Raw genomic sequence first — 21,354 nt, 5'->3', positions numbered from 1 at the left:
GCGGTGGATCAGCAAACTTCGATACTGACTGGCCCGGCGCCATCGCGAGCAAGCTCGCTCCCACAGGGGAGTTCACTCAGAGATTTTGTGTTGTGAGCAGACAAAAAAACGCCCCGAACCAGTCGGGGCGTTTTTGTGTGCGGCGTAGCAGCGGGGCTTACTGGCCCTGCCAGCGCTTCATCACCAGGGTAGCGTTGGTGCCACCGAAGCCGAAGCTGTTGCTCATCACGGTATTGATGGTGGCGTTTTCGCGAGTCTTGGTCAGGATCGGCAGGTCGGCCACTTCCGGGTCCAGCTCGTCGATGTTGGCCGAACCGGCCATGAAGTTGCCTTCCATCATCAGCATGCAGTAGATCGCTTCGTGAACGCCGGCGGCGCCCAGGGAGTGACCCGACAGGCTCTTGGTGGAGCTGATGGCCGGAGCCTTGTCGCCGAACACTTCACGTACGCCTTTCATCTCCGCGACGTCGCCGACCGGAGTCGAGGTGCCGTGGGTGTTCAGGTAGTCGATTGGCGTATCGACGGTGGACATGGCCATCTGCATGCAGCGCACGGCACCTTCGCCGCTTGGCGCGACCATGTCGTAGCCGTCGGAAGTGGCGCCGTAGCCGACGATTTCCGCATAGATTTTCGCGCCACGTGCCAGGGCGTGTTCCAGCTCCTCGACCACGACCATGCCGCCACCGCCGGCGATGACAAAACCGTCACGGTCGGCATCGTAGGCACGGGAAGCTGTCTGCGGGGAGTCGTTACGCTTGCTGGACAAGGCGCCCATCGCGTCGAACAGGAACGACTGGCTCCAATGTTCTTCTTCGCCGCCGCCGGCGAAGACGATGTCCTGCTTGCCCATCTGGATCTGCTCGACCGCGGTGCCAATGCAGTGGGCACTGGTGGCGCAAGCGGAGGAGATCGAGTAGTTCAGGCCCTTGATCTTGAATGGCGTGGCCAGGCAGGCCGACACGGTGCTGCCCATGGTCCGCGTGACGCGGTACGGGCCGACACGCTTGACGCCTTTCTCGCGCAGGATGTCCAGCGCTTCCATCTGGTTCAGGGTCGACGCGCCACCGGAACCGGCGATCAGGCCGGTGCGCACGTTGGAAACCTGCTCGTCGGTCAGGCCGGAATCAACGATTGCGTCCTTCATGGCCAGGTAGGCATAAGCTGCCGCGTGGCCGACGAAACGGTAGATCTTGCGATCGATCAGCTCTTCGAGATTGAGGTCAATGGAGCCGGAAACCTGGCTACGCAGACCCATTTCGGCGTATTCCGGGTTGTACCGGATGCCAGGGCGACTTGCACGCAGGTTAGCGGAGACGGTCTCTTTGTCATTGCCCAGGCACGAAACGATGCCCAGACCAGTGATAACGACGCGGCGCATGCGGATAACCCTTAGAAGTTGTCAGTGGAGGTGAAAACGCCGACCCGAAGGCCTTCGGCGGTGTAGATCTCGCGACCGTCGACAGCCACCGAACCATCGGCAATGGCCATGTTCAGCTTGCCCTTGAGGACGCGTTTGATATGAATGTTATAGGTAATCTTCTTCGCGGTCGGGAGCACCTGACCGAAGAACTTCACCTCGCCCGAACCCAGGGCGCGACCGCGACCCGGCAGGCCCTGCCAGCCAAGGAAGAAGCCGACCAGTTGCCACATGGCATCCAGGCCCAGGCAGCCCGGCATCACCGGGTCACCTTCGAAATGGCAGGCGAAGAACCACAGGTCCGGAGTGATATCCAGCTCGGCGACCAATTCACCTTTGCCGTACTTGCCACCCTCGTCGCTGATATGGGTGATGCGATCCACCATCAGCATGTTCGGGGCGGGCAGTTGCGCGTTACCTGGGCCGAACAGCTCACCGCGACTGCAGCGCAGCAGATCTTCCCGAGTAAAGGCGTTTTGTTTGGTCATGCGAGCTCCTCAATAGTCCCATGCGGCAGGGTGGGGCAAATCTTCCCGGCCGATCGAAGCGTTCATGCCTCGAGTCGGCAGCCTACTCATAGACTATTGCGTTGTAGTGAAAGTCACAGCACACGGGAAAATGAATGTACACCTGTGCACTGAAATTGTTATTCGTTTCCCGATCGAGACTTGTCCGGGTGCTTAAGACTGCCGCACTTTCGCCTTTCACGCCAGTCACAGATGGTCCAAGGCCCCGGATCAACGCACCCAGCGCTGCAAAATCTGCTGCAGGTCAATTCTTTTGAATGGCTTGGCCAGGTAATCGTTCATGCCTGCGGCCAGGCAGGCTTCACGGTCGCCCTGCAACGCGTTGGCCGTCAGGGCGATGATGGGCACCTCGGCGCAGCCCGGTAACTGACGGATCTGTCGTGTGGCTTCGTAGCCATCGATCACCGGAAGCCGGCAGTCCATCAGGATCACTTCGAAAATCAGGCTCTCGGCGCTGCGCACGGCCTGGGCGCCATCGGTGGCGACGCTAACCGTGAAGCCCAGGCTGCGCAGCATGGCTTCGATCACGGTCTGGTTGACCGGATTGTCTTCCACCAGCAGGACGTTGCGGCCCTCACCATCGCTGCCGCTACCGGGCGCGCGCGGGGCCACGGTCGGTGGGGACTGCCGGGACAGCGCGAGCGGGATTTCCAGGGTGAACACCGAGCCTTGGCCTTCCACGCTCTGGGCCCGCAGTGTGCCGCCCATGCGTTCGGCCAGGGTACGCGCGATCGGCAGGCCCAGGCCGGTGCCGCCATAACGCCGGGAAATCGAACTGTCGGCCTGCTGGAACGCATCGAACATGCGCTCCAGGCTGTCGGCCGGGATGCCGATCCCGCTGTCGCGTACCGTGCAGGTGAACCACAGCAGTTCATGATCCAGCGCCTGCCACTGGCATTGCACGGTGACGCGCCCCTGGTCGGTGAACTTCAGTGCGTTGCCGATCAGGTTGACCAGGATCTGGCGGATCCGCGTCGGGTCGCCTTGCACTTGCAGGGCGCGCATGTCGTCGGGGATCAGCAGGTCCAGGCCCAGCTTGCGTTGCGCGGCGCTGTGCTGGAATGACTGGGCACAGCTGCCGACCAGTTCCGCCAGGTTGAAAGCGATATGTTCCAGTTCCAGGGCCGAACGCTCGATGCGCGAGAAGTCGAGAATGTCGTTGATCACCTTCAGCAGGTGCTCGGTGGATTCCGAAGCCAGCGCGGTGTACTCGTGCTGCTCGTCGGTCATCTGCGTGGTTTCCAGCAACTGCAACATGCCTAGGACGCCATTCATGGGCGTGCGCAGTTCATGGCTCATCATGGCCAGGAATTCCGATTTGGCGCTGTTGGCCTTTTCCGCTTCCTCCCGGGTCTGGATCAACTGCGCCATGGCTTGCTGCTGTTCGCGGCTGGCCTGCTCGAGGCCGTCGGCCAGATTGTTGATGTGCCGCGACAGAGCGCCCAGTTCGCCGTCGTCGACGATCGGCAACGGGGTGCTGTAGTCGCCTTGCTGGATCGCCTTGACCGCGTCGCCGATGTCGCGGATCGGCTGTGACAGGCTGGCGGCCAGGCGGCGCGCCACCAGGAAGGTAAAGAGCAGGGCGAACAGCGCCAGGATCGCGGCCTTGAGCAGGATCTCCTGCTGGCGCTCGCTGAAGGCGTCACTGGACATGCCGACGATCACGCGGCCCAGGTAGTCTTCGCCGGGCGCCTCGGTGGACGGGCTGGTGCCCTGCAGGAAATCATTGTTCAGCGCGATGCGTTGCAGGCGAACCGGAGCCTGGAACACCTCCACCTGCCGCGAGTGGCTGCGGGTCTGCGCCGGTTGCTCGACGTACACCAGGATCCGCTCCGTGCGGTCCTGGACTTCCAGGAAGCGCACGTGAGGGGTGGCCAGGGTGGCGGTGAGCAAGCTTTCCAGCACTTCGTTGTTGCCGGAAATCACCCCGTATTCCGCTGCCGGAGCCAGTTGGTTGGCGATCAGTTGCCCGGTGTGGTTGAGCTCCTGGCGCAAGTCCTGGATTCGCACGAAGGTAAAGAAGCTGATCAACAGCACGGTCAGCAACAATGCCGGGCCGAGGGCAATGAGCTGGGTGCGGGTATTGATATCCCAACGTCGACGCAAGGTCATGGGCGGTGTTCTCCTTCTGCCAACTGCGCAGCGACGGCTTCGGCATCAATCGGTTCAATCCCCAGCGAGCGGGCGACCTGCTGGTTACTCATGACTTTGAAACGGACCGGATACAGCGTGCGCGGCCAGCTGGCGGTGGGACGGTCGAGCAATTCGTCGAGGATCGCCAGCCAGTCGTCCTGGTCGCTGTAGGTGCTGGCCAGGCTGCCGGCCCTGACAAAAGCGGCGCTTGGCCCGATCAGCGCGCGTTGCCGGGCGTAGCTGCTGAGCAGCAGGTTCTTCACGGTCTTGGGGTTGTAGAGGTCGGGGTCATCGAGGCCCAGCAGTACGTCGCTGCGGCCCAGCAGGTTCTGCAAGGGACGGTTGTCACTGCTGTCGTCCCAGCGTTCGCTGACGATTTCCAGGCCCAGCGGCCTGGCTGCCTGCTGGATGTCCTTGAGCAGGAATTCGCTGTGCCGGTCGAACAGCACGCCGACCCGCCGCACTTGCGGCAGCACCCTGCGGATCAGTTGCAGTTGCCGCGCCATGGGCGGATCGCTCCACAGCAGGCTCAGACGCTCAGGCGTTGCCTCGCCCAGGCGTTCGTATGCCTGCAAGCGACTGATGCGCAAGACCAGCGTGGCCGGGCCGTGGTTTTTTTGCAGGCGCCAGTCGAGGCTTGGCGGATCAAGCAGGACCAGGCGCACATCGCCGGGCAAACGGTCCGGCGACGGCAGGCTGGCCAATGGCGCGAACCGCACGTTGTCTTGCGGGCGTCGGGCTTGCAGGGCCTGGGTGAACGATTGCACGCCGGGGCTATCCTGGGCGCCGGTCAGGAGAATCTCGGCGGCCCGGGCATCGAGGGTCGTCAGCAGACTGACAAACGCCAGGCACAGGAGTAGCGGCAGGCGGCCACGGAGGGGCGTCTTGCGCGGTTGGTCCGCAGACATCTAGAACGACAGCTCCGCGCTGAAATAGAGGACGTGACGGGCGTCGTAGCGATTGTCGGCGAACGTGGTCGGCTGGTTATCGAGGCGCTGCTGCACGATACCCGCCAGCTCCAGGCTGGCCTTGCCCAGGGGGATCCGCCTGGCGACGCGGGTATCGACCCGCTCGTAGCGGTAGCCGTTGAGACCGTCGGCCCCGTAATAGAAAACCGCGCTGTTCCAGCCCTGGCCCCAGTCGTGCAGCCATCCGGCCGAGCCGCTGTTGCGGGCGGTCAGTTGTTCGTCGAGAGGATTGCTGGCCTGGGCATCAACGTAGGCATAGGTCAGGCGCAGGCGATCGGCGCTGGTCAGGCGCCAGTCGAGCTGGGTCTCGGCACCGTCGAACTGCGAGTCGTTGGCATTGCTGGCGATGTACTGGTTGTTGCGCAGCGGTTCGCTGATCATGCCGGTGATTTCGTCATGGAACAGCTTCACATCCACCGTCAGGCCCAGGTCCATGAAATAACCGTTGTAGCCCAGCTCTCGCGAACGCATGTGCTCCTGCTCGAGGTTCCCCGGGCCGCGCGTGCGGACGAAATAGCGCGCGCTGTCCTGGCCGAACGCGGCGGGCTGCAGGTTGGTGACCTGGTAGCTCCAGTTGACGTTGTTCTCGAACATGTCCGGCGAGCGCACCGCCTCGGAGTACACCGCCCGAAGCCCGTGTCGCGGGTTGATCAGGTAATTGACCGCGACTCGCGGGGTCAGTGAGCTACCGGTCAGGCGGGTGTCTTCGAACATCGCGCCACCCTGCAGCAGCCAATGCTCGCTGGCGCGCCATTCGAGCTGGCCGAACAGACGCCAGGTGGTGTCGTCCAGCGTGCCATTGAAGTACGTCTCGGAGTCGGCCCGGTCGTAGCGATAATTCGCCCCGGTGACCAGGCGAAGGCTATCGGACAGGCTCAGGGTGTCCTGGATTTCCAGGTCGTAACGTGACTCCCGGGCGCTCTGGTCGATGTCGCCGCACAGGGTTCGCGAGGCACCGTTGCGCCATTGATCGATCACCTGGTTGGCCAGCGCCTGTTCCTGGACCGTGCCGGCAGGTGCTCCTGTGCCAAGGAAGCTTGGAATATTGCGCGCCAGCTTCTCGGCGTAATTCGGGTTGAGCTGCCAGAGGTCGGTCAGTTGCGGGCTGAAGGACACCTCGGCATCGCAGGCGCGCCAGGTCTGCTGGCGATCCCAATGCTGGATCGAGCCTTGTACATAAAGACTGTGGTTGGGGTCCAGGTCGAGGTTCCAGCGCAACGAACCGGCGTAGTCCTTGGCGATGACATCGGAGTTGTCCCCGGCCGCGGTTATCCCGGCGAAAACCGGGCGATAGGTATAGGGCCGCTGGTTGCTGCCCTCCTTGGCGCTCAGTTGCCAATCGATGCTCTGCCATTCGTCCAGGGCCTGGCTGACGGAGAGGTTGATGCGATTCAGGCGCCGACTGTCGCGGTAGTCCGCGCCGTTGCGGTCACTGTCGAAACCGTCATCTTCCTGGCCGGACAAGGACAGGCGCATGTCGCCATTTTCCCAACCGCTGCCCTGGCTGGCGTACCAGTCGCTGATGCCACGCTGGCCCCGGGTCATTTTCAACCGGGTGCCGTGGCTACCCGCCGGGGCGCGGGTGATGATATTGACGACTGCCATCAGCGCATTGGCGCCGTAGCTGACGGTGTTGGGGCCGCGGAAGACTTCGATCCGGTCGATGTCTTCCATGGCGACCGGGATGTCACTCCAGTCCACCGTGGCGAGGCCGGCGCGGTACACCGAGCGGCCGTCGATCAGCACCTGCATGCGTCGCGCTTCGCTGGCGTTGGTGCCGTGGTAGTTCACCGTGGCCTGGTTGCCGCTGAGGTTGCCGACCATCATGCCCGGCACCAGGCGCAACAGTTCGCTGATGTCCCGGGCACCGCTGGCCTTGATCAACTCGCTGTCAAGCACGGTCATGCTGCCCGGCACCGCCGCCGGCGACTGTTTCAGGCGCGTGGCGGTGAGTACCTGGGGCAGGGGCTGGTTGTCCACGAACAGATCATCGGCCACCACGGAGGGGCTGATGACCAGCGCCAACAGCAGTGATGAGCCTGGACGGGAAGGGCCAACGAACACGGCACAGCCTTTGATTGAAGGAGGGATGGCGGGCATGTTAACCGAGCCGTGCGACTTTTCCATTCACGTTGGCAGCATTTTCCTCGGAATTGATTGTCAGCTTGCTACTGCCATCGGTAATTGCTGACGGGGCTGGTCGCGGTTCGGCTGCTCCGTATAATGCCGGGCATTGCCACTTGGTATGGAAGAGCGGATTGCATATGACTGAACAGCGCCCGATCGCGGTCCTGGGAGGCGGGAGTTTCGGCACCGCCGTGGCTAACCTGCTGGCGGAGAACGGCCACGCGGTGCGCCAGTGGATGCGTGACCCGGAGCAGGCCGAGGCCATCCGGCTCAACCGGGAGAATCCGCGTTACCTCAAAGGCATCAAGGTTCGCCCTGAAGTGGAGCCGGTCACCGATTTGCAGGCCACGCTCGACGGCAGCGACCTGTTTTTTGTTGCCTTGCCTTCCAGCGCCCTGCGCTCGGTGCTGGCGTCCCACGCCGAACGCCTGAGCGGCAAGTTGCTGGTGAGCCTGACCAAAGGCATCGAGGCGCAGACCTTCAAGCTGATGAGCGAGATTCTCGAGGAAATCGCCCCCAAGGCGCGCATCGGCGTGATTTCCGGGCCGAACCTGGCGCGGGAAATCGCCGAGCATGCGCTGACCGCCACCGTGGTCGCCAGTGAAGACGAGGAGCTTTGCCAGCGGGTCCAGGCCGCCCTTCATGGCCGAACCTTCCGGGTCTATGCGAGCGCCGATCGTTTTGGCGTCGAGCTGGGCGGGGCGCTGAAGAACGTCTACGCGATCATCGCCGGCATGGCAGTCGCGCTGGGCATGGGCGAAAACACCAAGAGCATGCTGATCACCCGGGCGCTGGCGGAAATGACCCGTTTCGCCGTCAGCCAGGGCGCCAACCCGATGACATTCCTCGGGCTGGCCGGGGTAGGCGACCTGATTGTCACCTGCTCTTCGCCCAAGAGTCGCAACTACCAGGTCGGCTTCGCCCTCGGCCAGGGCCTGAGCCTGGACGAGGCCGTGTCGCGCCTGGGCGAAGTGGCGGAAGGGGTCAATACCCTCAAGGTCCTCAAGGCCAAGTCCCAGGAGACTGGGGTGTATATGCCGCTGGTCGCGGGCCTGCACGCCATTCTGTTTGAAGGGCGCACGCTGGAGCAGGTCATCGAACTGTTGATGCGTGGCGAACCGAAGACCGATGTCGATTTCATTTCCACCAGCGGTTTCAACTGATTCCGTATCGACCGCAAGCAGGAGCGAACCATGAACGATCCGAAAGGGCAGCCCCAATACGAATCCATCCTGCTGCGCGTGCTGTGGATGGTGATTTACCTGCTGGTCTGGCAGGTGGCGCAATTCATTCTCGGTGCCGTGGTGCTGGTGCAATTGGTTTATCGGCTGATCTACGGCGCACCCAGCGCCAGCCTGATGAATTTTGGCGACAGCCTGAGCCAGTTCCTCGCACAGATCGGCCGCTTCGGCACTTTCCACAGCGACCAGAAACCCTGGCCATTCGCTGACTGGCCGACCCCGCGGACCCCGGAAGGCGAAGCGCCTCATGCCGTGGCGCCAGCGCCGCACCCGGTCCGTGACGAGGAGCCGAAACTATGAAACTGTGGGTCTTGCGTCATGGCGAAGCCGAGCCGCACGGGGTCCGCCCTGATCCGGAGCGGGTATTGACGATTCATGGGCGCGAAGAGGTGCTGCGCAGCGCCGGTCAGTTGATGGCCGAGCCGTTGCGGGCCATTTATGCCAGTCCCTACGTGCGCGCCCAGCAGACCGCGCAACTGATGCGTGAGGCCCTGGGGTTCGAGCCTGAGTTGATCACGGTCGACTGGCTCACCCCGGAGACCCGGCCGGCCGATGTGTTGAAACATCTGGAGGACCAGGACGACGTGCTGCTGGTCAGCCACAATCCGCTGGTGGGCAGCCTGCTGGGCTTGTTGCAGCACGGCCACCTGCAACAACCTGAACAGGTGCAGACGGCCGGCCTGGCCGAGCTGGAAGGCGACCTGCCGTTGGCCGGCTCGATGAAACTCAAGAGCCTCAGGCATCCCTGAGAAACCGCTTCCGGGCGGGCAAAACAAAAAAATCACGAAGGAAGGGCACGATGAGTCTTTGGCGCACCACCCCCAACATCGAACAACTGAACGCCGCCGGTAAGAACACGATCAGCGAAGTGCTGGACATCCGTTTCGAATCCTTCGATGACCAATCCCTGACCGCGAGCATGGTGGTCGATCACCGCACCCACCAACCGTTCGGGTTGCTGCACGGCGGCGCGTCAGTGGTGTTGGCCGAAACGGTCGGATCCATGGCCGCCTACCTGTGCGTGGACACCAGCAAGTTCTATTGCGTCGGCCTGGAAATCAACGCCAACCACCTGCGTGGCGTGCGCAGCGGGCGGGTCACCGCGACGGCGCGCGTGGTTCACCTGGGCCGCACCACGCAGGTCTGGGACATTCGCCTGGTCAACGATGACGGCAAGGTCAACTGTGTATCGCGCCTGACCATGGCGGTGGTGCCGCTGGGCGAGCAGCCGCCGGCGCGGTAATGCCTACGGGGCTGGAGCAGGCTTTTGTGGTGAGGGGATTTATCCCCGCTGGGGTGCGAAGCGCCCCAAGGTTTGCCGACTCGATTAGTCTGGTACACCGAGTGGTCTGATTTTGGGGCTGCTTCGCATCCCAGCGGGGATAAATCCCCTCGCCACGGGTTTCGCTGCTCATTCAGCTCGCAGCGCCATATCCCAACCCCGACTGTCATCATTCCTGTCAGTTACGGTCATTGCCGCGCTATCGGGTTCTGCGGACAATCGGTGGCAGTTCTCGCAACGGATCGGCCAACATGTCGCAACAGGTGTTTTTCGCCCACGCCAATGGTTTCCCCTCGGCCACCTACGGCAAGCTGTTCGCCGCGCTGGCGCCGCAATATGAGGTCGCGCACCTCGAACTGCACGGTCACGACCCACGGTTTCCGGTGGACGACAATTGGAACAACCTGGTGGACGAGCTGATTCATCACCTGGAACAGCAACCTGAACCGGTGTGGGGCGTCGGGCACTCCCTGGGCGGTGTGTTGCACTTGCACGCGGCGTTGCGTTGTCCTCGGTTGTATCGCGGCGTGGTCATGCTCGATTCCCCGGTGCTGACCCGCGCCGACCGATGGCTGATCCTGGCCGCCAAGCGCATGGGGTTCATTGATCGCCTGACCCCGGCCGGGCGGACCCTGGGACGGCGCGAGGAATTCAGCGACCTGGCGTCGGCGCGGGCCTATTTTGCCGGCAAGACGCTGTTTCGCGGTTTCGATCCGGAATGCTTTGAAGCTTATCTGCAACATGGCTTGCAACCCGTCGGTGACCGGTTGCGGCTGCGCTTCGACCCGGCCACGGAGATCAGTATCTACCGTGGCGTGCCCCATACCCGCCCCGAGAGGGCTGGAAAACTCCAGGTTCCGCTGGCGGTAGTACGGGGCCGGCAGAGTCGCGTGGTGATGCGTCATCACACGCGTGTGGTGGGGCGCATGCCGCAGGGTGAATCCCTGACCATGCCCGGTGGCCACATGTTTCCCCTCGAATATCCCCAGGACACGGCCAACCTGCTCAAGGACCTGCTCCAGCGCTGGCAAGGGCTTGACGCATGAACGCCGTCGAAGAGGTTCGCCTGAGCTTGCCCCATATCGAACTCGCCGCCCATCTGTTCGGGCCGGAAGATGGGCGGCCGGTGATCGCGCTGCATGGCTGGCTGGACAACGCCAACAGCTTCGCCCGGCTCGCCCCACGGCTAGAGGGTGTGCGGGTGATTGCCCTGGACATGGCCGGCCACGGTCATTCCGGACACCGCCCGCCCGGGGCCGGTTACGCCCTGTGGGACTACGCCCATGATGTACTGCAAGTGGCCGAGCAATTGGGCTTGAAGCGTTTCGCGCTGTTGGGGCACTCCATGGGTGCCATCGTTTCGCTGGTGCTGGCCGGCTCCCTGCCGGAGCGGATCACGCATCTGGGCCTGATCGATGGCGTGATTCCTCCTACAGCCAAGGGCGACAATGCGGCGGAACGCATGGGCATGGCCCTACAGGCGCAGCTGGATTTGCAGGAAAAGCGCAAACCGGTCTACACAACCCTCGACCGAGCCATCGAAGCGCGTATGAAAGGGCTGGTGGCGGTCAGTCGCGAGGCCGCCGAGTTGCTCGCCCAGCGCGGCCTGATGCCAGTGCCGGGTGGCTACACCTGGCGCACCGACAACCGCCTGACCTTGCCATCGCCACTGCGCCTGACCGATGAACAGGCCATGGCGTTCGTGGCCCGAGTCGCCTGTCCAGCGCACCTGGTGGTGGCCGCTGACGGCATGCTGGCCCAGCATCCGGAGTTGCTGGAACGGCTACCCTTCAGTCATGAGCGGTTGCCTGGCGGTCATCATTTGCACCTGAATGATGAGGTCGGTGCGGCTCTTGTAGCAGACTGTTTCAATCGGTTCTTCAGCGTTTCTTGACTTGCGCCGGTCAACTGTCGAGGCTTGGCGGGTGGAAAGGGAGCCAACCATGACAGAAAACCGTACATTCGCCTTGCTGCGCATCAGCATTAAAAGACGCCTTCGCGTCGCGCGGGTCCAGGCACAGTCGATCCGATGAAACTATCCATGTATTCATTCGCCCTGCTGGCGCTGGCCGCTTTCGGTCCGGCCGCCCTGGCCGCCGATGTGCCCGGCAGTCAGGACCTGGCGCGCGTGCCGCGGATGCCCGACGCGCAAATCGTCGATTACAAGCAAACCAGCGACCTTGAGCGTATCTACCCGATGGGCTCGATCCGCAGGATCAGCGGCCAGCTGCGCTTCGATGGGCAGGTCGACGCCCGCGGCAACGCCACGTCGGTCACCTATGAATTACCGCCGGAGCACACCGCCACCCAGGCTTTTACCGCTGCTCGCGAAGCACTGCAGAAGCAGGACGCCGAGCTGCTTTTCTGGTGCCAGGCGCGTGATTGCGGTGAAAGCAGCCTGTGGGCCAACCAGGTGTTCGGCAATGCCAAGCTCTATGGTGCCGACAGCGGCCAGGCCTATCTGCTGTTGCGCCTGGCGCCGCCGGCGGACAACACGCTGATCGCGCTGTATGCCATCACCCGTGGCAACCGCAAGGCCTACCTGCACGTCGAACAGTTCGAAGCGAACGCTCCCCTGGGGGATCTGCTGCCGACATCGGCGACGTTGCTGCGCCAGCTCAAGGACACCGGCGTGCTGGATCTGCCGCGTCTTGCCGGCGAGCCGGACGACGCCTGGCTGCGCTTGCTCTCCCGGGCGCTGAACCTGGACACCGGCCTTCGGGTCAGCATCGCCGGCCCGCAGGCCGAGGTGTGGCGCCAGGCCCTCATTGGCCAGGGTGTGCGGGCCGCGCGCATGGAGACGGCCAGTGATGACGCGAAGGGTCTGCACCTTGAACTGTTGCGATAAGCTGTTTCAGGGATGCACCCTACGCCGTGACCGGCCCGGTTAATTTTTCGAGACCTTTCATGCTCAATAACGATCGGCTATTGGTGCAGATTCTGCTGTTGGTGTTGTTCGGCGCAAGCCTCTGGGTGATGGCGCCATTCTGGTCGGCGCTGTTCTGGGGCGCCGTGCTGGCTTTCGCCAGTTGGCCGCTGATGCGCTTGCTGACCCGCTGGGTCAACGGGCGTGAATCCCTCGCCGCGGCGTTGCTGATGGTCGGCTGGATGTTACTGGTGGCTGTGCCGCTGGTGTGGCTGGGGTTCAACCTGGCCGATCATGTGCGCGATGCTACGGCGTTCATCAGGGATGTCCAGGTCGACGGCCTGCCCGCAGCGCCGGAATGGCTGGCTGGTGTACCGCTGGTAGGCGGGCGGCTGGTGACGCTCTGGGACAGCATCGACCAACAGGGCGCGGCGATGATGGTGTCCATCAAGCCGTACCTCGGAAGGGTCGGCAATTGGTTGCTGGCCCGCAGCGCGCAAGTAGGCGGCGGTATTCTCGAACTGACGTTGAGCATCGTGTTCGTGTTCTTTTTCTACCGTGACGGCCCGCGCCTGGCGGCTTTTGTCCAAGGCTTGCTGGAGCGGTTGATTGGTGACCGTGCCGGGTACTACGTCGACCTGGTGGCCGGTACGGTGCAGCGGGTGGTCAACGGCGTGATTGGTACCGCGGCGGCCCAGGCCGTGCTCGCGCTGATCGGTTTCCTGATCGCAGGCGTGCCGGGAGCACTGGTGCTTGGTATTGTCACTTTCCTGCTCAGTCTGATCCCCATGGGCCCGCCGCTGGTCTGGATCCCCGCCACGGCGTGGCTGGCGTGGAAGGGCGAATACGGGATGGCGGTGTTCCTCGGTATCTGGGGCACCTTCATCATCAGCGGGGTGGATAACGTGCTCAAGCCTTACCTGATCAGCCGCGGCGGAAACCTGCCGCTGGTCATCGTGCTGCTGGGGGTTTTCGGCGGGTTGATCGCCTTTGGTTTCATCGGCCTGTTCATCGGTCCGACGCTGTTGGCGGTGGCGTACAGCTTGCTGACGGATTGGAGCAAGAGCCACGCGCGGTAAGGCTACCGCCACGGATTTTCGATTGCCTGAAATCAACGACGGGGCAGGCCGATCACCGCCGTCAATCCGCCCCCGGGAGTTTCCTCCAGGCTCAATTGTCCACCCAGACGTTCGGCGGCTTCCCGGGCGATGGTCATGCCCAGGCCTACGCCGCCGGAGTTGCGGTTGCGCGAGCCTTCCAGGCGAAAGAACGGCTCGAACACAGCTTCGCGTTTGTCTGCGGCGATGCCGGGGCCGTGATCGATCACCCGGATCAGCAATTGGTGGCGCTGATCTTCCAGGACGATCGAGGCATGACCGGCGTAGCGCAAGGCATTGTCGATGAGGTTGTTGATGCACGAGCGCAGCGCCATGGGTTGCACCAGCAGCGGGGCGCAGGCACCACTGACCTGGACATCGGCACCCTGATCCTGGGCATTCTCGCTCAGTGATTCCGCCAAGGCTTGCACATCCATCCATTGCAACGCTTCGCTGGTGCGTTGTTCGTGCAAGTAGGAAAGCGTGGCGTCGAGCATGCCGATCATGTCGTCCAGGTCCTGGCGCATCTGGTTTTGCAGCTTGGGGTCGTCAATCTGTTCCAGGCGCAACTTGAGCCGTGACAGCGGCGTTCGCAAATCGTGGGAGACCGCGCCGAGCATCCGCGAGCGCTGCTGTACCTGCTCACGGATCCGCTGCTGCATCAAGTTGAACGTATGGGCCGCCTGGCGTGCCTCCCTGGGGCCGCTTGCATCCAACGGCTGGCTGTCGAGGTTCTCGCTTAATCGTTCGGCGGCCTCGCTCAGGCGCTGGATCGGCCGGGTCAACAGCTTGGCGCCGTACCAGGCGGCTACGATCAGGAACACAAGCTGAAATGTCAGCGGCACCACGGGACCGCCGAACCGCGGGCGCAAAGGACGATCGGTTGGTGGCGCCGAGCCTTGGCCGCCTTCGATTGGCCGGGAAGACTCGGGTGGTGGTCCCGGAGGCGGTGGCGGGCCGTAGTAGAAAAACCAGGCAAAAGCCAGCAGGTGCGCCAGGACGATCGCCAGCAAAAGCACGCCGAACAGCCGGCCGAACAGGGTGTCCAGGCGCATGCGCATCAACTGATGGCTCGCGCGTCGAACAGGTAGCCTTCACCGCGTACGGTCTTGATCAACTGCGGGGCCTTTGGGTCGTCGCCCAGCTTTTGACGCAAGCGCGAGACCAGCAGGTCGATACTGCGATCAAAAGCTTCGATCGAACGACCGCGGGCCGCGTCCAGCAGTTGTTCACGGCTGAGCACTCGGTGCGGACGCTCGATGAACACCCATAGCAGCCGGAACTCGGCGTTGGATAGCGGCACCACCAGGCCGTCGGCGGAAACCAGTTGGCGCAGTACGCTGTTGAGCCGCCAGTTGTCGAAGCGGATATTGGCGCGCTGCTCGGTGCGATCATCACGCACGCGGCGCAGGATGGTCTGGATTCGCGCCACCAATTCCCTGGGTTCAAAGGGCTTGGCCATGTAGTCGTCGGCGCCCAGTTCCAGGCCGATGATGCGATCGGTGGGTTCGCAGCGGGCAGTCAGCATCAGGATCGGGATGTCCGATTCGGCCCGCAGCCAGCGGCACAGCTGCAAGCCGTCCTCGCCCGGCAACATCAGGTCCAGGACGACCACATCGAAATGCCCGGCCTGCAGCGCCTGGCGCATGGCCGCGCCATCGGTCACGCCGATGCCGCGAATGCTGAAGCGGGCCAGGTAGTCGATCAGCAGTTCTCGGATCGGTACGTCGTCATCGACGATCAGTGCGTGGGTGCTCCAACGCCTATCGTCGTCGAGTACTCTTGGATCGCCAGAATTTGCAACAGGGGTGTTCTGCATGGGTGCATCATCTGCCAGGTTGACTGCCAACCGCAGAGAGGCGGCGAGGCGTGGTTAGAGCATAAGCTTCGGCCGGTGGGCCGTGAAGCGCCGGAATAACCGGGTGCGGCGGCGGAGATTAACGTGGCGGCGTGTTGCACGCGTGTCATGAATGTATCGGCACGGACACAAAGGGCGCCAGGGCTGACGACGATTTACCGATCATCGGGTCCCGCACAGGCGCTGGTTCCGCTACAATGCGCGCCGATTTCGACTTGCCTGAGAGCCCGCTCATGTCCGCCTGCCAGACGCCTATCATCGTCGCCCTGGATTTCCCTACCCGTGACGCCGCCCTGAAGCTGGCCGACCAGTTGGACCCCAAGCTCTGCCGGGTCAAAGTCGGCAAGGAACTGTTCACCAGTTGTGCTGCGGAAATCGTCGGCACCCTGCGGGACAAGGGCTTCGAGGTCTTCCTCGACCTGAAATTCCACGACATCCCCAACACCACCGCCATGGCCGTCAAGGCCGCTGCGGAGATGGGCGTGTGGATGGTCAACGTGCACTGCTCCGGTGGCCTGCGCATGATGGCGGCGTGCCGGGAAGTGCTGGACCAGCGCAGCGGCCCGAAACCGCTGCTGATCGGCGTGACCGTGCTGACCAGCATGGAGCGTGAGGACCTGGCGGGAATCGGCCTGGACATCGAGCCCCAGGAGCAGGTGTTGCGTCTGGCGGCGCTGGCGCAGAAGGCCGGTATGGACGGTCTGGTCTGTTCGGCCCTGGAAGCTGGCGCCCTGAAGACGGCCCACCCGTCGCTGCAACTGGTGACCCCGGGGATTCGTCCAGCGGGCAGCGCCCAGGACGACCAGCGTCGTATCCTGACTCCGCGCCAGGCACTGGATGCCGGTTCTGACTATCTGGTGATCGGCCGTCCGATCAGCCAGGCCGCCGATCCGGCCAAGGCCTTGGCGGCGGTGGCGGCCGAGCTGGCCTGATCGAGACGGCAACAAATCTTGTGGGAGCGAGCTTGCTCGCGATAGCGGTGTTTCAGCCAACTAAAATGTGTCTGATCGATCGCCATCGCGAGCAAGCTCGCTCCCACAGTTGTTTTGCGGTAGCTCCGCGAGCGTCAGACCTTCAACACCAACTTCCCGAAGTTCTCCCCGCTGAACAGTTTGGTCAGCGTCTCGGGAAAGGTCTCCAGCCCTTCGACGATGTCTTCCTTGCTCTTGAGCTGCCCCTTGGCCATCCAGCCGGCCATTTCCTGCCCGGCGGCGGCAAATTGCGCGGCGTAGTCCATGACCACGAAGCCTTCCATGCGTGCGCGATTGACCAGTAGCGACAGGTAGTTGGCCGGTCCTTTCACCGCTTCCTTGTTGTTGTATTGGCTGATCGCACCGCAAATCACCACGCGGGCCTTCATGTTCAGGCGGCTGAGCACCGCATCGAGGATGTCGCCGCCGACGTTGTCGAAATACACATCCACGCCTTTCGGGCATTCGCGCTTGAGGCCGGCGTGGACGTCTTCGCTCTTGTAGTCGATGGCGCCGTCAAAGCCCAGCTCATCAATGAGAAACCGGCATTTATCGGCACCGCCGGCAATGCCGACCACGCGGCAGCCTTTGATCTTGGCGATCTGCCCGGCGATGCTGCCCACCGCCCCGGCGGCTCCCGAGAGCACTACGGTTTCGCCGGCCTTGGGGGCGCCGACATCCAGCAGGGCGAAATAGGCGGTCATGCCGGTCATGCCCAGCGCGGACAAATAACGTGGCAGCGGCGCCAGTTTCGGATCTACCTTGTAGAAACCTCGTGGCTCGCCGAGGAAATAATCCTGCACGCCCAATGCACCGTTGACGTAGTCCCCGACCGCAAAGCCCGGATTGTTCGACGCGACCACCTGGCCTACGCCCAAGGCCCGCATGACTTCACCGATGCCGACCGGCGGGATATAGGACTTACCCTCGTTCATCCAGCCACGCATGGCCGGGTCCAGAGACAGGTATTCGTTCTTCACCAGGATCTGACCGGCTGCCGGTTCGCCGACTGGCACTTGCTGATAAGTGAACGTCTCGCGGGTCGCGGCGCCTACCGGGCGTTTGGCGAGCAGGAACTGGCGATTGATCTGAGCAGTCATGGCTGGGACTCAAGATGAATGAAGCCTTGTTGATAGACCCTCGGCGGGTTGACCGCAAGGTTTGCCGACACAGCGAATGCACGTCGATCCAACCCGGTGATGATGCGGACGGGGCTGTTATCACTGGCATCCATGAATATCCAACCGGCATTTGCATAGTGCTGCCGTAGTAGTGCGGGCGATGACTATATTCAGTGACTCCCGTAATTCTTCGAGGCATTGACGATGAGCATGACGTTTTCCGGACAGGTTGCCGTGGTCACGGGCGCGGCGGCAGGCATTGGCCGGGCCACCGCCCAGGCGTTCGCGGCGCAAGGCCTGAAAGTGGTCGCGGCGGACCTGGACGTGGCGGGCGGCGAGGGTACGGTGCAGTTGATTCGCGATGCCGGTGGCGAGGCGGTTTTCGTGCGCTGTGACGTGACCGTGGAAAGCGATGTGCAACGTCTGATGGACCAGGTGATCAGTGCCTACGGTCGCCTGGATTACGCGTTCAACAACGCCGGCATCGAGATCGAGAAGGGCAAGCTGGCCGATGGCACGCTGGACGAGTTCGACGCGATCATGGGGGTCAACGTCAAAGGCGTCTGGCTGTGCATGAAGTATCAATTGCCGTTGCTGCTGGCCCAAGGGGGTGGCGCTATCGTCAATACGGCCTCGGTGGCCGGGCTAGGGGCCGCGCCGAAAATGAGCATCTATGCAGCCTCCAAGCACGCGGTGATCGGGCTGACCAAGTCGGCTGCCATCGAATACGCCAAGAAAAAAATCCGGGTGAACGCGGTCTGCCCGGCGGTCATCGACACCGATATGTTCCGGCGCGCCTACGAGGCGGACCCGAAGAAAGGCGAGTTCGCCAATGCGATGCATCCCGTGGGGCGTATTGGCAAGGTCGAGGAGATCGCCAGCGCGGTGCTGTACCTGTGCAGCGACGGGGCGGCATTCACTACGGGGCATTCACTGGCCGTGGACGGCGGGGTCACGGCGTTCTGACCGTCATGGTTGCAACCCGGCACGCAGGACGAAGCCCGCAATGGATGCGGGCTTCGTTTTTTGAAGGCAGGTGCGCTCGATTGACCGGCCAATGTATTTCAAAGGATGAGCAGCAGGCGTTTTCACGTCTTTGGCTTACATCGTCCGACTCGGCCCTGTGCTTAACTCTTTCGAACGTAAAACATTCGCTTAGGAGCTTGGTTACTCATGGAGTTGAGAATCGACCGGCAGGCCCTGGTGCCCGTCGTGCAGCAAATTGTCGACGCGCTGGCCAGCGGGATCCGCCAGGGTGCGGTGCCGCCAGGGGCCCGTCTGCCATCGATCCGGCGGCTCGCGCGGGAAAACCTGCTAAGCCAGGCGAGTGTCCACGAAGCCTGCCAGCGGCTGGTGGCCCAGGGGGTGCTGGCCTCTCGTCATGGCTCAGGTTTTCTGGTCGCCTCAGGCCCTTTGGGATGGCATGAGCCGGTCGATCAATGTTGGCCGCCGGGCATTTCTTATCAGCACGCGGCGTTGGGGGACGGTTCGCCAGGGGCTCTGGAACTGGGGGGCGGCGGGTTGCCCGAGAGCTGGCGTGAAAGCGACGACCTTGGTTATGCGATCCGCCAGGTTACCCGCACCGATATGGCGGGGTTGTTCAACTATAGCACGCCGATGGGGCTGCCGGCCTTGCGCGAGCAATTGTCCAGGCGCCTGAAACAGTTCGATATCGATGCCGATGAAAACCTGATCCTGACCACGACGGGGGTAAGCCACGGGCTGGACCTGGTCGTGCGTACACTTCTGCTGCCAGGGAGCTGCGTCGTGGTGGAAAGCCCGGGTTATTCGAAACTGTTCGACCTGCTCAGGCTGCATGGGATCAACATGATCGAGCTGCCCAGGACGCCCCACGGCCCGGACATCGCTGCGCTCGAATGTCTCTTGGCGACGCATCGCCCCAACGCCCTGTTCATCAACAGTGCCTGCCACAACCCGACCGGCAGCAATCTGTCCCTGGCTGTCGCCCAGCGGTTGCTTGAGTTGGCGAAAGAGCACGCCATGCTGGTTATCGAGGACGATGTCTATGCCGATTTCCAGGGTTCGACGCTAGTCCGCCTGGCCGCTCTGGATGCTGATGTGATCTACCTCGGCAGTTTCTCGAAAACCCTCAGCAGTTCGTTGCGAGTCGGCTTCGTGGTGGCCGGGCCCTGCGTTATCGCGCGATTGAGCGAGGTCAAGGGAATAACCAGCATGGGCGGGTCGCGATTCTCTGAAGCGGTACTGACCCATCTGTTGGCCAACGGTGCCTACCGAAAACTGGTCCAGCGCCAGCGGCAGCGGCTGAATGCCGATATGGCCATGACGTTGCAGTTGCTCGACGAGGCCGACTGGGAAATTTTTGGCAAACCGGCAGGGGGGCTGTTCATTTGGGCGCGCCCGCCCATTTGCGACTACGGCAGGTTGCAGCGTCTGGCCAGGTACTCCGGCATCCAGTTGTCCTCGCGTACGGCGTTCAGTCCTTCAGGCACCGACACTGACTGGTTGCGGATCAACGTGGCCCATGCCCGAGATCCCAAGGCGCTGGCGTTTTTCCATGCCACGGCTCTGGATCGACCTCAAGTGTTCTGAAAACGACGCGGCTGTAGCTTTTTGCCATTATTCCGACGCAGGCATCTTGTGTTGCGAGGTGTCTCGTTGCGAATCTGCAAACAACACACACTGGCAGAGGACTGGCGCAATGATTTCGGCCGTGCAAGGACGTTTTGCCAACCTCGGTATGGCGAAAAAACTGGGCATCGGGTTTGTCCTGGTGTTGCTGCTCACTGCGGTGGTGGCAGCCATCGGTGTCTGGTCCCTGCAAACCATCAGTCAGCGTTTCGATGGTTTGAAACAGATGTCATCGCTCAACAGCGGGTTGCTCAAGGTCCGGTTGCTCGAGCAGGAATATGCCTCGCGCTCCGACCCCAAGACCGCCGATGCCTTGCGCCAGGGTGTCGATGCATTGGCTGCCCTGGCGAATGAGCTCAAGGCGCAATCGGCTGCCAATGTACCGGTGATGAATGATGTGGAGCAGGCGCTGGCGGCGTATCGCAAGGCGTTCGATGAGTTTGTCGATCTGAGCCAGAGCAAGGACCTGGCCCTGGAAATGGCCAGTTGGTCGGTTTCCAGTGTCGCCAACAACCTGGATGTATTGCAGGCGGGTCTGGCCGATGACGGCGCCTATACCTTGAAAGAGTCCGAAGGCAAGGAAGGTGCGGAATTCATCGAGCAGGCCAACCAGGTCAGCGAGGTCTCGCGGCTGATGCTGCAGGCCATGAACGAAGCGCGGGTTCGCCTGGACCAGAGCCGTAAAGGCAGCGAAGAGAACGCCGGGCAAGGCAACATCGAACAGGCCGAGCAGGCCATGAAACTGGCCGAAGTACTCAAGGACGCGGTCAAGGATCCGGGTTACCAGACCGTACTCAACGAAGTGGCCGGGCACATCGGCGGATTCAACCAGCAGTTGGCCGAATACACCGGTTTGCTGGCCAAGGAGAAAACCGTCTACCAGCAATTACATGAGCGTGCCGACCAGGTTGTGGCGCGGGTCGACCAGGCCTACAACGCCGAAGACACTGCAATGCAGGCGGAACTGAAGAAAAACTCGCTGATGATCGTCGGTTCGTCGGCCCTGGCCCTGTTGGTGGGATTGATCGCTGCCTGGCTCATCACCCGGCTGATCGTTACGCCGCTGCGCAGTGTCATTCGCGTCGCCCAACAGATTGCTTCAGGTGACTTGAGTGCCAAGGTCGATGTGACACGCC

The 21,354-nt window shown here is 62.7% G+C and carries 19 protein-coding genes and 1 pseudogene; 12 read left to right on the top strand and 8 right to left on the bottom strand.

All coding sequences use genetic code 11. The features are described from left to right. Positions 1-157 precede the first annotated feature (157 nt). From fabB to PSH78_RS18920, 5 genes are all read right to left on the bottom strand, one after another. Positions 158-1,378, bottom strand: coding sequence for a beta-ketoacyl-ACP synthase I (gene fabB, locus PSH78_RS18940; RefSeq protein ID WP_305496094.1), 1,221 nt, complete (start codon positions 1,376-1,378; stop codon positions 158-160). A gap of 11 nt (positions 1,379-1,389) precedes the next feature. Then, complete coding sequence (gene fabA / locus PSH78_RS18935; RefSeq protein ID WP_030138344.1) at positions 1,390-1,905, bottom strand: 3-hydroxyacyl-[acyl-carrier-protein] dehydratase FabA; 516 nt, start codon at positions 1,903-1,905, stop codon at positions 1,390-1,392. A gap of 249 nt (positions 1,906-2,154) precedes the next feature. Next, the gene (locus PSH78_RS18930; protein WP_305496093.1) at positions 2,155-4,056 is read right to left on the bottom strand and encodes an ATP-binding protein; all 1,902 of its coding nucleotides are present in this window, start codon (positions 4,054-4,056) and stop codon (positions 2,155-2,157) included. After that, a complete protein-coding gene (locus tag PSH78_RS18925) occupies positions 4,053-4,985 on the bottom strand; it encodes an ABC transporter substrate-binding protein (protein WP_305496092.1) in 933 nt (310 codons plus the stop codon). Before PSH78_RS18925 ends, PSH78_RS18930 begins: the two co-directional genes overlap by 4 nt. Further along, on the bottom strand, positions 4,986-7,145 hold the full coding sequence (locus PSH78_RS18920) for a TonB-dependent receptor plug domain-containing protein (RefSeq protein ID WP_370870971.1): 2,160 nt from the start codon (positions 7,143-7,145) through the stop codon (positions 4,986-4,988). Between the two features lie 164 nt (positions 7,146-7,309). Between PSH78_RS18920 and PSH78_RS18915 the strand changes: the two genes are divergently transcribed. From PSH78_RS18915 to PSH78_RS18880, 8 genes are all read left to right on the top strand, one after another. After that, positions 7,310-8,335 (top strand): NAD(P)H-dependent glycerol-3-phosphate dehydrogenase, encoded by a 1,026-nt coding sequence (locus tag PSH78_RS18915; RefSeq protein WP_305496091.1) that lies wholly within the window; start codon positions 7,310-7,312, stop codon positions 8,333-8,335. A 30-nt stretch (positions 8,336-8,365) separates the two neighbouring features. Then, positions 8,366-8,713 carry a DUF4389 domain-containing protein gene (locus PSH78_RS18910; protein ID WP_305496090.1) on the top strand — a complete coding sequence of 116 codons (348 nt, stop codon included), beginning with the start codon at positions 8,366-8,368 and terminating at the stop codon, positions 8,711-8,713. Further along, the gene (locus tag PSH78_RS18905; protein WP_305496089.1) at positions 8,710-9,162 is read left to right on the top strand and encodes a histidine phosphatase family protein; all 453 of its coding nucleotides are present in this window, start codon (positions 8,710-8,712) and stop codon (positions 9,160-9,162) included. Before PSH78_RS18910 ends, PSH78_RS18905 begins: the two co-directional genes overlap by 4 nt. 50 nt (positions 9,163-9,212) lie before the next feature. Further along, complete coding sequence (locus PSH78_RS18900; RefSeq protein WP_305496088.1) at positions 9,213-9,656, top strand: hotdog fold thioesterase; 444 nt, start codon at positions 9,213-9,215, stop codon at positions 9,654-9,656. Positions 9,657-9,946: 290 nt separating this feature from the next. Continuing rightward, positions 9,947-10,741, top strand: coding sequence for an alpha/beta fold hydrolase (locus PSH78_RS18895; protein WP_305496087.1), 795 nt, complete (start codon positions 9,947-9,949; stop codon positions 10,739-10,741). After that, on the top strand, positions 10,738-11,589 hold the full coding sequence (locus tag PSH78_RS18890) for an alpha/beta hydrolase (protein WP_305496086.1): 852 nt from the start codon (positions 10,738-10,740) through the stop codon (positions 11,587-11,589). The genes PSH78_RS18895 and PSH78_RS18890 overlap by 4 nt, the downstream gene beginning before the upstream one ends. A gap of 147 nt (positions 11,590-11,736) precedes the next feature. After that, complete coding sequence (locus PSH78_RS18885) at positions 11,737-12,543, top strand: DUF4892 domain-containing protein (protein WP_305496085.1); 807 nt, start codon at positions 11,737-11,739, stop codon at positions 12,541-12,543. Between the two features lie 59 nt (positions 12,544-12,602). Then, the gene (locus tag PSH78_RS18880; RefSeq protein ID WP_305496084.1) at positions 12,603-13,640 is read left to right on the top strand and encodes an AI-2E family transporter; all 1,038 of its coding nucleotides are present in this window, start codon (positions 12,603-12,605) and stop codon (positions 13,638-13,640) included. A 32-nt stretch (positions 13,641-13,672) separates the two neighbouring features. Here the strand turns inward: PSH78_RS18880 and PSH78_RS18875 are convergent, their stop codons facing one another. Together PSH78_RS18875 and PSH78_RS18870 are read right to left on the bottom strand one after the other, a co-directional pair. Further along, entirely contained in the window at positions 13,673-14,719 is a 1,047-nt protein-coding gene (locus tag PSH78_RS18875) for a cell wall metabolism sensor histidine kinase WalK (protein ID WP_305496083.1), read from the bottom strand. Continuing rightward, a complete protein-coding gene (locus tag PSH78_RS18870) occupies positions 14,719-15,477 on the bottom strand; it encodes a response regulator (protein WP_305496082.1) in 759 nt (252 codons plus the stop codon). Before PSH78_RS18870 ends, PSH78_RS18875 begins: the two co-directional genes overlap by 1 nt. Before the next feature lie 272 nt (positions 15,478-15,749). On the opposite strand from PSH78_RS18870, the gene pyrF reads away from it, so the two are divergent. Then, a complete protein-coding gene (gene pyrF / locus PSH78_RS18865; RefSeq protein WP_305496081.1) occupies positions 15,750-16,448 on the top strand; it encodes an orotidine-5'-phosphate decarboxylase in 699 nt (232 codons plus the stop codon). 134 nt (positions 16,449-16,582) lie between these two features. Here pyrF and PSH78_RS18860 read toward each other — a convergent pair whose 3' ends face one another. Continuing rightward, a complete protein-coding gene (locus PSH78_RS18860) occupies positions 16,583-17,587 on the bottom strand; it encodes an NADP-dependent oxidoreductase (RefSeq protein ID WP_305496080.1) in 1,005 nt (334 codons plus the stop codon). A gap of 225 nt (positions 17,588-17,812) precedes the next feature. Here PSH78_RS18860 and PSH78_RS18855 point away from each other — a divergent pair, with 225 nt between their 5' ends. The 3 genes and pseudogenes from PSH78_RS18855 to PSH78_RS26720 form a co-directional block, all read left to right on the top strand. Beyond that, the gene (locus PSH78_RS18855; RefSeq protein ID WP_305496079.1) at positions 17,813-18,574 is read left to right on the top strand and encodes an SDR family oxidoreductase; all 762 of its coding nucleotides are present in this window, start codon (positions 17,813-17,815) and stop codon (positions 18,572-18,574) included. Positions 18,575-18,781: 207 nt separating this feature from the next. Next, on the top strand, positions 18,782-20,179 hold the full coding sequence (locus PSH78_RS18850; RefSeq protein WP_305496078.1) for a PLP-dependent aminotransferase family protein: 1,398 nt from the start codon (positions 18,782-18,784) through the stop codon (positions 20,177-20,179). Beyond that, positions 20,112-21,347, top strand: a pseudogene (locus tag PSH78_RS26720) (HAMP domain-containing protein); the annotation flags it as partial. The gene PSH78_RS18850 and the pseudogene PSH78_RS26720, both read left to right, overlap by 68 nt. Positions 21,348-21,354 lie beyond the last annotated feature (7 nt).

The sequence above is a fragment of the Pseudomonas sp. FP198 genome, assembly GCF_030687895.1.
In the GTDB taxonomy this organism is placed as follows: domain Bacteria; phylum Pseudomonadota; class Gammaproteobacteria; order Pseudomonadales; family Pseudomonadaceae; genus Aquipseudomonas.
Note: the sequence above shows the minus strand (reverse complement) of the source record. Positions and strands in the feature narration are given on the sequence as shown.